The sequence below is a fragment of the Desulfoluna butyratoxydans genome, assembly GCF_900699765.1.
Classification (GTDB): Bacteria; Desulfobacterota; Desulfobacteria; order Desulfobacterales; family Desulfolunaceae; genus Desulfoluna; species Desulfoluna butyratoxydans.
Genome location: NZ_CAADHO010000009.1, coordinates 210,217 through 224,377, shown reverse-complemented (window position 1 = coordinate 224,377; position 14,161 = coordinate 210,217). Strand labels below are relative to the sequence as shown.

Genomic DNA, 14,161 nt, shown 5'->3' with positions numbered 1-14,161 from the left:
AGTCACCTCATTTCTGCTGCATGGACAGTTCGAAGACATCGCTGGCATTGGGGGACGCCTGCTCCATCAGGTGCTGCTTGCTGCCTGCAACCAGCCTGAACAAAAGAACAGAGGGCACCATGACGGCATGGATGTACACAAGGGACAGGGCCAGCCGGACGGGCCCGGGCTCACGGTCCTGCCTCACGCGATGGGGAGTAAAGGCCATCTCCAGGCAACCGGACGGGCAGGCTGACGCGCAGTGACTGCACCCCAGACACCTGTCCGGATCGACCCGAACACCGCTGCCTGACACCTCCAGAGCTCCCACAAGGCAGGCCGACGAGCAGGAAGCGCACCCCGTGCAGGCAGCCGAGTCACAGACAGGAAGGTACGGACCGGAATGATAAATGGGCACCCCGTACTCATACCGCATCTTCATGGCAATGCAGCAACAGGTGCAGCACATGCAGATATTGTTCTGGTACGGCTGGATGCAGGACTCCAGGGAGAGGACCAGCCCCTTGTCATAGGCGTTTCGTAGAATCGCAAGGGCATCGGCCCTGGAGAGGCTCTTGCCGCCTTTCATCTCTTTTCGCAGGGAGGCCGTGTGGTTGATGCGCAGGCAGGTATAAATCGGGGCACTGCAGCTCTTCTCCTCTGCCACCACTCGGCAGGGGCAGGGATCCACATACAGGTCGGTGGCCGTTTCGATGACGGCTTCCATCTCTCTTAAGGGAAAGACAAGGGAGTTGGTATGAAGGTAACGGTAGTAAAGATGAAGCCCTTTTTTGACAAACCGGCCCACCACGGGAAGCTGCGCCAGGGTCCCGGTGAAATGGTAGAACCGGATGGCATCCATGGTACCGGGCAGGTACCGTTTCAGAAAGTTCGTTCGAACCTTGCCGGTGTTGTCCACAACGTCCAATGCTTCGGATGTATGAAGTCGTCTGATTGATCCCATCCCATGCCCTCCCAAACATGAATAGTTCATGAATAAGCGCGATTCAGACAAATATACCGCCTTGCAACAACGTGTTTCGACCAAGGCCATCACCAACGGCAGTGCATAAGCTGCCGCTGTCAATACCCAGCACCACAACATATCCGGGCAGGAATCGTGAAATCATCCCTCCCATCCCTTCAATTTGTTTTGTTACAAACAAAATAACCCCAGACCCCACGGATCAGCTCCGCTTCAGGTTGCCCTCGATCTTGTCCATGAGAAGGAAGAGGATGTCTCTCTCCTCACGGCTCATGTCCTGAAAGAGCCTCTCCTTGAGCCCGGCAGAGATCCGGGCCATGCTCTCCATGTGCTTTTCCGCCTGCAACGTCAGGGACACCCGCACCTTGCGCTTATCGGAGGGGTCCGGTTCTTTTTGAACATACCCCTTGATTTCAAGTTGATGGATGATGGTGGAGACCGTTGATTTGTCCTTGTAGGACTGTGCGGCAATGTCCTTGACGGACACCGGCCCCCTGGTGTGGACGATGTAAAGAATATCGCCGAAGGACGGGGGAAGATCCTTTACCCCGGCCCTGGCCATCTCCTCTTCCAGGAATGAAAAGGCGAGCTTGCGGATGACGCTGAGCTTGTAGACAAAATGCGAATCTGATGTTTTCATAATTTGTTTTGTACCAAACCAAAAGAAAGGCCGTCAACGGAAAATTCGCCGGTACCCGCCCCCCACCCTGAGCCCCAGGATTGAAAGCGGCGCCACACGTGGTCGAATCACCACATATCGTGCACGCTCTTTTCCCAACCCGCAATACACCATGATTCAAGCATGTTGCATCCAGAAAGTTCTCCCCGCAGCCCAGAGGGCCACCGACCATGGGGCGATCTGTTCACATGACCTGCCCCTGTCCCGGGCACGCCAACGCGGCCCGGGCCCCCGCCACATGGCACCCCTGGGGTCGCCCCCCACCTGTGGAATACTATTTGCTATGCTTATCAAACAGTGTTTATGATATGTTACACGGTTTCAACACCGACGCGCCCCATATCCTGCATGGTGCCGTCCTGCCCCATACAGGAAGCCGCGGCCAGCTCTTCGCCTCCCTTTACAACGCCTTTTTCCGGCAACACAACGCTCCCAGGCCGCACCCGCCGTCCCGTGACGGTGCCCGACACGACCCGACCATGTGTTCTCGCTCTTTTCAACCCCACGGTAAGGATTCCACCATGATCACATCCGTTGATGTCAGCAAGAATGACCTGATGAAGGAGTTGGGAAAGATGAACCGGTTTATCAAGATTCTCAGCCGGTGCAAAAAAGCCTTTATCCATGAAAAAAACGAACAAAGCCTGTTAAATGAAATCTGCCGGATCATCGTGGAGGTGGGCAGCTTTCCCTTTGTATGGATCGGGTTTGCCGAAGCCGGTGAGAAAAAACCGATCCAGCCCGTGGCCACCTGCGGCTACGAAGAGGGGTTCCTCGGCTCCATTGCCCCTTCCTGGGCCGAGGGTATCGACAACCCGCCCCCCATGGGAACAGCCATCCGCACCGGCAACGTCTGCACCATCCCGGATATCCGGGCCACGGACACGGCCCCCTCCTGGCAGTACGAGGCCATCTTAAGGGGGTTCGGTTCCGTGGTGGCCTTTCCCCTGATCTCCGACGGCCATACCCTGGGGGCCATCTCCATCTATGCAGGGGATGCCCACGCCTTTGAGCCGGAAAAAGTCGACCTGTTGCGGGAACTGGCCAACGACATCACATGCGGGGTCCTCAACCTCAGGTCCCGGGCCGAGGGAAGCCACATCAAAGAGGTGCTCAAGGAGACCGAGGCCAAATACAGCGGAGTCCTGGAAAACACGGGCACCGGCACGATCCTTATTGAGACCGACAGCATGATCTCCTTTGCCAACGCCACCTTTGAGACCTACAGCGGCTACACCGCCGAAGAGCTCATCGACCGGATGAAATGGTCCGACGTGATCCACGCCGACGACCGGGCCAGGCTCTCCCGTTACCATGTCTGGCGGCGCAGCGAACCGGGACGGGCGCCGGACGTCTACGAATGCAAAATGATCACCAAGGACCGCACCGTCAAAAACATGCTGATGAAGGTGGGCATGGTCAAAGGCACCCAGATCAGCATCGCCTCCTTCATGGACATCACCCACGCCAAGCTGGCCGAGGATCGCCTTAAACAACGGGAGTCCCAGCTCCGGGCCATCATCGAAAACTTCGACGGCATGATCTACATCCGGGACAAGGACCACCGCATCGAGTTCATGAACACCCCCCTCATTGAATTCCTGGGAGAAAAAGCCCGCGGAAAGCAGTGCCACAAGGTGATCTACGGCCTGGACACCCCGTGCCCCTGGTGTGACAGCCGCTCCCTGCTCAAGGGAGAATCCGTCAAGAAAGTGCTGAAATGCCCGAAAAACGATCGCTGGTACGACTCGGTCATCTCCCCCATCCACGGTTCCGACGGCTCGGTGACCCGCATCCAGGCCATCATCCGGGACGTCACCGAACAAAAAAACGCGGAAGAGGCGCTTTTGGAGAGGGAAAAAGGCCTCAGGCAAGAGAACATCCGCCTGAAATCCACCATGAAGGACCGCTACAAATTCGGAGACATCGTGGGCAAGAGCCAGGCCATGCAGGATGTCTACGAGCTCATCCTGAAATCCGCGGCCAGCGACGACCATATCATTATCTACGGAGAGTCCGGCACGGGCAAAGAGCTCGTGGCAAAGGCCATCCATGACGCCAGCGGCAGGTCCGACAAGCATTTCGTGCCCGTCAACTGCGGGGCCATCAACGAAAACATCATCGAGAGCGAGTTCTTCGGCCACAAAAAAGGGGCCTTCACCGGCGCGGACCGGGACCATGAGGGATTTCTGGACAAGGCAGACGGGGGCACCCTCTTTCTGGATGAAATCGGAGAGATCGGGCTCAACATGCAGGTGAAGCTCCTGCGGGCAATCGACGGGGGCGGGTTTACCCCGGTGGGAAGCAACACCCTTAAGAAACCCAACATCCGCATCGTCTCCGCCACAAACCGCAACCTGTTGGAAGAGGTGAAGAAAAACAGGATGCGAGAGGACTTTTTTTACAGGATCCATGTGATCCCCATCCATCTGAAGCCCTTAAGGGAGCGCAAAGAGGACCTTCCCCTTCTCATCGAGCACTTCCTCAAGCACTTTTGCCCCACCAGCAAGGTCCCCCCGGTCACGGGGAAATTCCTGGAGGCCATCACCCACTACGACTGGCCCGGCAACGTCCGGGAGCTCCAGAACGCCTTGCGCCGTTTCATCTCCCTGAAAGAGCTTAACTTCAGCAGCGGCATCACCCCGGCCGGTTCCCCTGGCCAGGCCGGCCCCCCCGATGACTTCACAGACTTGAAAACCGTCATGGATGCCTTTGAAAAGCAGGTGCTCACCCAGGTTCTGCAACAATGCCACTGGCACCGGGAGCGTGCCGCTGCAAAGCTCAAGATCCATCGCAAGACCCTCTTCGGAAAGATGAAAAAATACAGCCTCATGGTTTGAGCCCCCCTTCAGGGCTGCCGCACACCCTGCGGCAGCCCCCTCCTTGTCCCTACCGACAACTCCCCCGTCACCCCCGGACACCTGCCACCCCATAACGCCCGAAGCCCCGCCACGCACCAAAACCTCGTTCTTTCAAGACGTTGAATCCTAACAGCACACCTGTCCCGTGGCATAAACACCCCGAAGCGCCCCGGATAGATTCCGCCCCAAAATCCACAGTAAAACCTTATTATCACAGCGGATCCATACAAAGACCAAACAATTGGCACGGGTCCTGCTCTTTCTCAGTGGGCAACGGCTCCCGCGATCCACACCCCGGGAGGACCGCATCAAAAAAGAACATCCACCCTCAACCCCAAACAGGAGCGGGATATGTCTGACTTTGTCCAAACACTTGAAATCAAGAGAAAAGACGTTTACAGGGACGCCCCCATCGCCGGATTCGGCCAGCGAAAGGCCGAGTTCAAGGGCACGGGCAAAAAAATCGACAACCGGTTCAAGCATCACCGGGACGTCGTCATCGTGGAGGCATGCCGGACCCCCTACGGGGTCATCGGCGGCCAGCTGAAACAGTACGATGCCCCGGAGCTTGGTGCCATGGCCATCAAGGAGGTGCTGAGGCGCATGGAGGGCAAGGTGGCCCCCGAGGAGATCGACTACGTCATCATGGGCCAGGTGGTCCCAGCGGGCTGCGGCCAGGTCCCCGGGCGCCAGGCCACCATCCTGGCCGGACTCCCGGAGTCCGTCCCTTCCATCACCGTCAACAAGGTCTGCTCCTCGGGCATCAAGACCATCGACCTGGCCGCCCAGATGATCCAGCTGGGCCGGGCCGACATCTGCATCGCGGGGGGCCAGGAGAGCATGAGCAACTGCCCCTACGCCCTGCCCAACATGCGGTTCGGCCAGCGTATGGGCCTGCCCAGCGGCGAGACCCGGGATCTCATGGTCTACGACGGCCTGTGGGACGCCTTTTACAATCGGCACATGGCCATCCACGGCTCGGAAACCACCGATGAATTCGGGTTCTCACGGCAAGAGAACGATGAATGGGCCCTTCACTCCCAGACGGCGGCGGTTGCCGCCATGGCAGCCGGAAAGCTCGACGACGAGATCTTCCCCGTGGCCTACCGAAACGGCAAAAAGCCCGATGTGATGACACAAGACGAAGGCCCGCGCCCCACCACCACCCTGGAAGGCCTGTCCAAGCTGCCCCCGGTCTTCGGCCACACAAGCACGGTCACCGGCAAACCGGGGAGCGTCACCGCGGGCAACGCCCCGGGGGTCAACGACGGAGGAGACGTCTGCCTTCTCATGAGCCGGGAAAAGGCCGACGAGCTGGGCCTCAAGCCCCTCTTCTCCATTGTCGACTACGCCGAGGTCTCCCAGCCCACCAAAGACATCGCAACAGTCCCGGGGCTTTCCATCAAAAAGGTCCTGGACCAGAACAACCTCACCTGCGACGACGTGGACCTCATTGAGATCAACGAAGCCTTTGCCGCCGTGGCCCTGGTGAGTGCCCGCTCCATTCTGGGCCTTTCCAAGGAGAAGATGCTGGAGAAGGTCAACGTCAACGGCAGCGCCATCGCTTACGGCCACCCCATCGGGGCCACCGGAGCCCGCATTGTCATGACCCTGGCCTACGAGCTGAGACGAAGGGGCGGCGGTATCGGCGTCTGCGGCATCTGCTCCGGACACGCCCAGGGCGATGCCATGCTGATCCGCGTGGAGCCCTGACACCTGTTCACATCCAACCAAACGGAGGTTTTACCCATGGAAATCAAAAAAATCATGGTCATCGGCGCTGGCCAGATGGGGGGCGGCATTGCCCAGGTCGCAGCGCAATCGGGATTTGACACCGTGCAGTACGACATCAACATGGATCTGGTGGACAAGGGCATGACGGCCATGGACAAGAACCTGTCCCGCAGCGTGGCCAAAGGCAAACTAACCGAAGAGGAGAAACAGGCCGTGCTCGGGCGCGTCACCTGTTCCACCAGCCTGGAGGATGCCGCGGACTGCGACCTTGTCATCGAAGCCATCGTGGAGAATCTGGAGATCAAGGCAAAGGTGTTCGAAGAACTCGATGCCACGGCCCCGTCCCACGCCATCCTGGCCACCAACACCTCGTCCCTTCCCATCACCCGCATCGCCGCCTGCACAAACCGGCCGGAAAAGGTCATCGGCATGCACTTCATGAACCCGGTGCCCGTCATGAAACTCGTGGAGATCATCCGAGGCGTCGCCACCACCGACGAGGTGTGCCGCACCATCATCGAGACCTCCGAAAAGATGGGCAAGGTGGCTGTGGAGTGTAAGGACGTGCCCGGTTTTGTCTCCAACCGGGTCCTCCAGGTCATGATCAACGAAGCCCTCTGGGAACTCTACGAGGGCGTGGCAACGGCCGAGGGCATCGACAACATCATGAAGCTGGGCATGAACCACCCCATGGGCCCCCTGGCCCTGGCCGACCTCATCGGCCTGGACACCATCCAGGCCATCCTGGGCGTGCTCCAGGATGGCTACGGGGACCCGAAATACCGCCCCTCCCCCCTGCTGACCCAGTACGTCAACGCGGGCTGGCTCGGCAGAAAAACCGGCAAGGGCATCTACGACTACGCGGACTGACCCGTCACCTTCAGCAAAAAGGAGTCACCATGGGATTTCAACTCAGCAAAGAGCAGCAGATGATCCAGCAGATGGCCAGGGAGTTCGCCCGGAAGGAGCTGGCGGAAAAAGCCGCCGAGCGGGACAAAACCCATGAATACCCCGCAGACAGCCTGAAGAAAATGGGGGAACTGGGACTGCTGGGCATGCTTGTTTCCGAAACATACGGCGGGGAAGACATGGGCACCGTGGCCTACTCCCTGGCCCTGAGCGAGATCGCCTACGCCTGCGCCTCCACGGCCGTGATCATGTCCGTACACAACTCCATCTGCTGCGGAAGCATCGAGCGATTTGGCTCCGAAGAGCAGAAGGAGACCTTCCTCCGGCCCATGGCACAAGGTGAATTCATCGGGGCCTTTGCCCTCACCGAACCGGAAGCGGGATCCGACCCCCAGTCCATGAGCTGCACAGCGGAAAAAAAGGGGGATGAGTACATCATCAACGGCACCAAGCGATTTATCACCAGCGGCAAAAACGGCGGAGTCACCATCCTTCTTGCCCGCACCGCCCCCACGGGCAGCAAGGGGATCTCCGCCTTTCTCATCACCCCGGACCTCCCCGGCTTTGAGGTGGGGCGGGTGGAAGACAAGATGGGCCAGTGCGCCTCGGACACCGTGGACTTAAACTTCACGGACTGCCGCGTGCCCGCATCGAGGCTGCTGGGCAAGGAAGGAGAAGGGTTCCTCGTAGCCATGTCCGGCCTGGACGCCGGTCGCATCGGCATCGCCTCCCTGGCCCTGGGCATCGGCACGGCGGCCCTGGACGAGGCCAAAAAATACGCAAAAAAAAGGGAGCAGTTCGGCAAGCCCATTTCCGAATTCCAGGGGCTCCGGTGGATGCTGGCCGACATGGCCATGGATGTGGAGGCGGCCAGGCTCCTGGTCTTGAACGCCGCCGCCACCAAAGAACGGGGTGAGCCCTGCACGGCCCAGGCTTCCATGGCCAAATGCTACGCCTCGGAGATGGCCCAGCGCGTCACCGGCCAGGGAATCCAGATCCACGGCGGCTACGGCTACACCAAGGAGTATCCGGTGGAGCGTTTCTACCGGGATGCGCGCATCACCACCATCTACGAGGGCACCAACCAGGTGCAGCGCATCGTCATCGCCGATGCCCTGATGAAGGACAAGAAGAAAAAACGGACGAGCAAAACAGCGGCGTAAGACCCAAAAGGGGCGATCCCGCATGCCGCGGGACCGCCCGTGCCATCACCCCGTTCATCGCAAGGAGAGTACGATGGGTAAACCACAACACATCGGTTTGACCGAGGCCGTCGGCCTGATCCGTGACGGCGACATGCTGACTTTCAGCGGGTTCACCATCTGGCGCCGCCCCATGGCAGCCATCTACGAGCTCATCCGCCAGAAAAAACGGGACCTGCACCTGGTGGAGGTCAACGGCGGCACCCACAGCGACCTGCTCATCGGCGCCGGGTGTGTCAAGATCTGGGAATCCTGCTGGATCGGCCATGAACTCTACGGCAAGATCGGAGCCAACCTTGCCCGAAAGGCCGAAGCAGGGGAAGTGGTCATCGAAGACTACTCCCACGTCCAGATCCTGGCCCGCATGACCGCAGGCTCCATGGGCCTGCCCTACCTTCCCACCTATGCCAGCCTGGGCACCGACATGCTCAATCCCGCCTACGATCATTTGGGGCAATTGGGACTCCGGGACGGCACCCACGATAAAATTCCCAAGCTCAAAGCAGCAATCGTGGACGACCCCTTCTACGACAGCCAGCTCCTCCATGTGCCGGCCTGCAACCCGGACTGGTGCATCGCCCACGTGCAGATGGTGGGGGACGAAGGCACCGTCCGCATCGACGGGCAGACCTACTCCGACGCCGAAGCCATCAAGGCCTCGGACAAGGTCATCGTCATCGCCGAGCAGGTGGTCACCGAAGAGTTTATCCGAAGGGACCCCACCCGCAACCTCGTGCCCGGTCACCAGGTGCACTACATCGTGGAACTCCCCTGGGCGGGGCACCCCACGGGATGCTACGGCCAGTACGAGACCGACGGCGAATTCATCCGCGATTTTTTCAACGCCACCCGCACCCAGGAAGGCCTCGACACCTGGGTGGAGGAGTGGGTCACGGGGGTCGACGACTTTGACGGATACCTTGAAAAAATCGGTGTCCGGCGGCTCAAAACCCTGAAGGCCAACCCGGCCTTCGGCTACTCCACCCGGGTCAAAAGGGGGACGCGATCATGACAGCACCCAACTACGTCAAAAACGGGGAATTCAAACCCATGGACCTCCTTGCCGTGGCAGCGGCCCGGGAGGTCAAAGACGGAGACATCGTCTTTGCCGGGACCGGCCTGCCCATGCTGGCCATCATGCTGGCCCAGCACAACACCTCCCCCAACGCGGTGTGCATCTACGAGGCGGGCAGCGTGGACGGCCGCCCCATCTCCCTGCCCACCTCGGTGGGGGACGCCCGGTGCAGCTACCAGGCCTCCATTGCCTCGGGCCTCACCGACGTCTTCAACCAGCTCCAGCGCGGGGTGGTGGACCTTGCCTTCCTGGGCGGTGCCGAGGTGGACCGATACGGCAACGTCAACACCACGGGCATGGGCGCCTACGGCATGGTCCCGGAAAAGCGACTCACGGGCAGCGGGGGGAACTCGGACATCAACGGCCTGGCCCGCAAGACCGTCTTTATCATGCCCCAGGAGAAAAGACGGTTCAAAGAGCGCATCGACTACATCACCTCACCGGGGTGGCGCATCCCCAAGTGGCCCTCGGGCGAGCTGGTCCCCAAAAAAGAGGTGTACAACCGGGCCTTTCGCGGAGGGCCGTCGGCGGTGATCTCCAACATGGGGGTCTTCCGCTTCGATGAAAACGGCGAGATCTATCTGGACACCTACCACCCCGGCACCACACCCAAAGAGGTGAAGGCCCACTGCAGCCTGGACCTGAACATCTCACGGGTGAGCGGAGAGACCGAGCTGCCCACCTACGAGGAGCTGGAGCTGCTCTACAACGTCATCGACCCGGAAGGGATCTTCCTTCAGTAGTGAGGGCCGGTGCACGAGCCCCCAAAAAATGTGCCGCAGCGATGGTTTTCCACGGAGGAAACGAACCGCTGCGGCACGTTTTTCGTCCCCGCCCGTATCCTTTGGCGTCCGCTATACCAAACACGCGCCCGCACAAAAAAACAAGCCTCACCACTTGCGACAACCCGGGGAAACGGTTACATTTTTTATCAACAATCCATAAACAGATCATCTCATTATTTCGCCCTTAAAATCCGTTTCCGCCCTGCCTGCCCCATTCTTCATTCGCCCATCCCCACACAAATCGACAGAACGCGGTATTCCAGACACGATCTCTTTAAAGACACTCCTTGCGTCCCTTGAGCCCTTCGTGAAGCCGGGCTCCGGCACGCTGCCCGTCCACGGCCCCATGGGCCTGCCGAGGCTGCTTGCCCTGCCCCCCCTTGTCCGGGCCACCGACCCGGATCAACACCTTCTTTCAAGGAGAACACCATGCCGTCAAAAAACACCACCCAGCTTGAGACCTCTGTGGAGGTTGCCAACCAAAATGAAAACTGGACCCTCTTTGAGGTGACCGTCACCAACACCCTTTCCACCCCACTGGACGCCGAGGACTGCACCCTGGAGGTGACGGCAGACGCCGCCATCATCCAGGACTTTAAGTCGGCCTGGGTGGAACTGGACATGGAGGTCTACGCCGCCACAGCCGGGACCACCCTCACCATCACCCTGGAGGCTGAGGAAGATCCCGTCATCATCGCTCCCGGCGACTCCTTTGTCATCGGCTTTGACTTTGACCAGGGTGACCTCACCGAAGAGGATCTCACCTGCACGGCCACAGCGGACCAGGGAGCAGGCGAGTCCCCCGTCCCGGACACGCCCTCCACCCGAGGAGCCCTCTTTGTGGGGACCGACGGGCGCCTCAAGGGGGAAGACGGTGATGACATCCTCCTCCTTGGCATGAGTTCCCACGGATACACCTGGTACGGCGAGTTCCTCAACCCCCACAGCATGGAACAGATTCCCTCGGTGTTCAGCGGCAACCTCGTGCGCGTTGCCATGTACACGGCAACCGAGGACGACACGGGATATCTCGACTTTGCCCCTACGGGCCAGGCGAACCTGCGGGAAGAGATCAAAACCAGGGTTCAGGAGGCCATTGATGCGGACCTCTATGTCATCATCGACTGGCACCTGCTCTATGACTTCACCTACGGGGTCCAGCCCTTTCCGTCCCGGGACTTCTCCGGCACCGTGGAGATGGACCCGGAGGAGTGGAAAGCCCATGCCATCGGCTTCTTCGAAGAGATGGCCCGGACCTTCGGAGAGAGCCCCAATGTGCTCTTTGAAATCTTCAACGAACCGAACTACTCCACACCGGACAACTCGTCGGGCGCCCCCCTTTACACCTGGGAGGACATGAAAGGGACTGCAGAGGAGATCATCGACGCCATCCGGGAAACGGGGGCGCAGAACGTCATCCTCGTGGGCACGCCGGAATGGTGCCAGCGCCTGGACCAGGTCGTCGACAGCCCCATCGAGGACCGGGAGAATATCATGTACAACCTCCACTTTTACGCCAAAGAGCACCTGCCCGAGCCCGGCCAGCACGTCTTCAACATGTTCCAGACAGCCATGGACGACGCGCTGCCCGTTTTTGTGACCGAATTCGGCACCACCATGGCCGACGGCGGCCAGGGGGTGGGCAAAGCCGAAACCGAGGGCTGGCTCAGTGCGTTGAACGACAACAACGTGAGCTACGCAAACTGGAGCCTCAGCAACAAAGACGAGGATTCGGCGGCCCTGGCCACTTCGGCAGAGCCGGACACGTGGGGAGCGGGCGACCTCTCCCCCTCCGGAGGAACCATCGCCGAACTCTACGCGGCCAGGCCATCGGGAGGCGTGATAAAGCGGGCTGTTTAGCCAAACACAGCCCCTCCCAACGGGCAGGGGCTGTCACCAGATTGTGACGAATCGAAAGAACCGCCAGGAGAGAGGAAGGGGCGGTGGCCACAGGGCAGAATGAGTCGACGAGCCGGGGTCACCGCCTCTTTTTGCGGCCCATGGAAAGGCCGTGTTTTTGGAGTTTTCTTACCACACTGGACTGGTCTATCCCCAGGTAGTCTCCCACCTCGCGGGTGGTGCGGTGCATGTCCACCGCCTGACGAAGAATCTCTTTTTCGTAAGCATCCATCTTCCCCTTCAGGTCCTTTGGGGAGTCGCCGGAACGTTCCGGCCCCTTCAGGACCCACGGCGACCCTTGCTGCAGGTCGCATTCGCCGAGGACAACGATCTGGCGTGCGATGTTCTTGAGTTCCCGGACGTTGCCGGGAAAAGGATAATCATACAGCTGGTCGAGAAGGCACTGGGAGGGATAGCGGCACAGCCGGTATTGCCTGTTGTACCGTTCAATATAGTGGTCCAGGAGCCCTGCGATGTCTTCGGGGCGCTGACGCAGGGAGGGAATGGTGAGGGAAAACCCGTTGAGGCGGTAGTAGAGGTCCTCGCGAAAGCACCCCTGTTTCACGAGGGTTTTGAGGTCACAGTTGGTGGCGGCCACCACCGTACAGTCCACCTTCTGCACCCGGGTACTGCCCAGGCGCGTTACCTCAAAGTCGTCAAGATACTTAAGGAGCTTGGCCTGGAGGGGCAGAGGAAGGGTCCCGATCTCATCAAGGAACAGGGTCCCGCCGTGGGCGGCCTCAAACAGGCCCTCTTTACCCTGGGCCCTGGCGCTGGTAAAGGCACCTCCGTCATACCCGAAGAGTTCGGACTCCAACAGGTTTTCGGGTACGGCTGCGCAGTTCAGCTGCACAAAGGGGTGCTCTCTGCGCCTGCTCTTTTCATGGATCAACCGGGCAAGGAGCCCTTTGCCGGTCCCCGACTCCCCCAGGACCAGAAGGCGCGAGACCCCGGCATCGGCCAGCTTGAAACTTCGCTTCAGCAGGCGACGGTACAGCGGGCTCTTTGCCACCACCTCGTACCTGCCGAGGGACACCACCCCGGGGTCTTCAAAGGACTCGCCGAACCCGGCCCGAATCCGGTTCACCTCGGAAAGGGCCGCCTCATCGCTTAGGTGGGAGATCTCCTTCTCCTTGACGACGATGCGAACGATCTCCCCCCGGTCGTTGACATATGGAGTCCCGGTGTTGATGGTGCGCACCCCCGTCCGCAGGGATGCCGCCTGGGTCACCCCCTGGCTCCGGCTCCGAAAGATGTCATGGGCCACGGAGCGATCGTAAAGGCCGTTCTGGATCAACTCAATATAGCACCGGCCGATAAGAGAGTCCGCCCGGATGCCCCCGAGTTCCTCGGCTTTCTTGTTCACGGCGATCACGCGGCCAAAAGCGTCCCAGATCCAGATTCCGTCCGAAGACGAATGCAATATGTCCTCCATCCTCACCATCCCCAGCATCAAACGAGGCAGGACTCCCCCAAATCCGGCCCATCAAACAAAAAAAGTCAAAAAACAGATCTCCATAAGGCAGGCAATATATCTACTTCCGTCCGCAGAGTCAATCGCCCCTTCCTTACCCGGTAACATAAAAATCCATGCAAGCAACACACTGATTATAAAGATGGTTCCCTGAACCATCACTCTTCCCGACACCGTCCTTTGCCCTCCCCGCAATTCTTGACAAAAACCCTCAAGAATTACTTTTTCTGACGCACCCCACACACACGCCAAACAAGCCCCAGCCCATCCCCGCCAAAAAGCAGGGTATTCCGTGGCAGCCCTTTCCGCACGCATCAACATGGCATGGAGAAGCCTGCGCCCACAAAGGGCCTTGCCCTTGACGTCGGTGGATTGAAAAGCGTTTATCGGAGTTGAAAAAAGGAAGAAGAGGGAGGGCATCCCGGGGCGGAAAGCGGCCAGGACGGAGCCCCCGCCCAAGGCACGATGCCCTGGGCGGGGACGCCAAAGAAGAAAGGACGAACCCGAATAGTTCACGGGTCAAGGGCACCCATATTCGGGTCAGGGCCATGCCAAGAATAAATGACACATGACGGGATC

At 59.7% G+C, this 14,161-nt stretch carries 10 protein-coding genes; 7 read left to right on the top strand and 3 right to left on the bottom strand.

Going from position 1 to position 14,161, the window contains the following annotated elements:
- Positions 1-7: 7 nt before the first annotated feature.
- Complete coding sequence (locus MSL71_RS21050; RefSeq protein ID WP_180144403.1) at positions 8-943, bottom strand: 4Fe-4S dicluster domain-containing protein; 936 nt, start codon at positions 941-943, stop codon at positions 8-10.
- A 223-nt stretch (positions 944-1,166) separates the two neighbouring features.
- On the bottom strand, positions 1,167-1,604 hold the full coding sequence (locus tag MSL71_RS21045; RefSeq protein ID WP_180144396.1) for a MarR family winged helix-turn-helix transcriptional regulator: 438 nt from the start codon (positions 1,602-1,604) through the stop codon (positions 1,167-1,169).
- Between the two features lie 560 nt (positions 1,605-2,164).
- Between MSL71_RS21045 and MSL71_RS21040 the strand changes: the two genes are divergently transcribed.
- The 7 genes from MSL71_RS21040 (at position 2,165) to MSL71_RS21010 (ending at position 12,069) form a co-directional block, all read left to right on the top strand.
- Complete coding sequence (locus tag MSL71_RS21040) at positions 2,165-4,483, top strand: sigma 54-interacting transcriptional regulator (RefSeq protein ID WP_180144392.1); 2,319 nt, start codon at positions 2,165-2,167, stop codon at positions 4,481-4,483.
- 372 nt (positions 4,484-4,855) lie between these two features.
- Positions 4,856-6,217, top strand: coding sequence for a thiolase family protein (locus tag MSL71_RS21035; RefSeq protein WP_180144389.1), 1,362 nt, complete (start codon positions 4,856-4,858; stop codon positions 6,215-6,217).
- 36 nt (positions 6,218-6,253) lie between these two features.
- The gene (locus tag MSL71_RS21030) at positions 6,254-7,108 is read left to right on the top strand and encodes a 3-hydroxyacyl-CoA dehydrogenase family protein (protein WP_180144386.1); all 855 of its coding nucleotides are present in this window, start codon (positions 6,254-6,256) and stop codon (positions 7,106-7,108) included.
- Positions 7,109-7,137: 29 nt separating this feature from the next.
- Positions 7,138-8,310: an acyl-CoA dehydrogenase family protein gene (locus MSL71_RS21025; protein ID WP_180144382.1), complete on the top strand. Its 1,173-nt coding sequence runs from the start codon at positions 7,138-7,140 to the stop codon at positions 8,308-8,310.
- Between the two features lie 73 nt (positions 8,311-8,383).
- On the top strand, positions 8,384-9,361 hold the full coding sequence (locus MSL71_RS21020) for a CoA transferase subunit A (protein WP_180144379.1): 978 nt from the start codon (positions 8,384-8,386) through the stop codon (positions 9,359-9,361).
- Entirely contained in the window at positions 9,358-10,167 is an 810-nt protein-coding gene (locus MSL71_RS21015) for a CoA-transferase subunit beta (RefSeq protein WP_180144376.1), read from the top strand. Before MSL71_RS21020 ends, MSL71_RS21015 begins: the two co-directional genes overlap by 4 nt.
- Before the next feature lie 471 nt (positions 10,168-10,638).
- A complete protein-coding gene (locus tag MSL71_RS21010; RefSeq protein ID WP_180144373.1) occupies positions 10,639-12,069 on the top strand; it encodes a glycoside hydrolase family 5 protein in 1,431 nt (476 codons plus the stop codon).
- Positions 12,070-12,187: 118 nt separating this feature from the next.
- Here the strand turns inward: MSL71_RS21010 and MSL71_RS21005 are convergent, their stop codons facing one another.
- Positions 12,188-13,543, bottom strand: a complete 1,356-nt coding sequence (locus tag MSL71_RS21005; protein ID WP_180144370.1) for a sigma-54 interaction domain-containing protein — start codon at positions 13,541-13,543, stop codon at positions 12,188-12,190.
- Between the last annotated feature and the right edge of the window lie 618 nt (positions 13,544-14,161).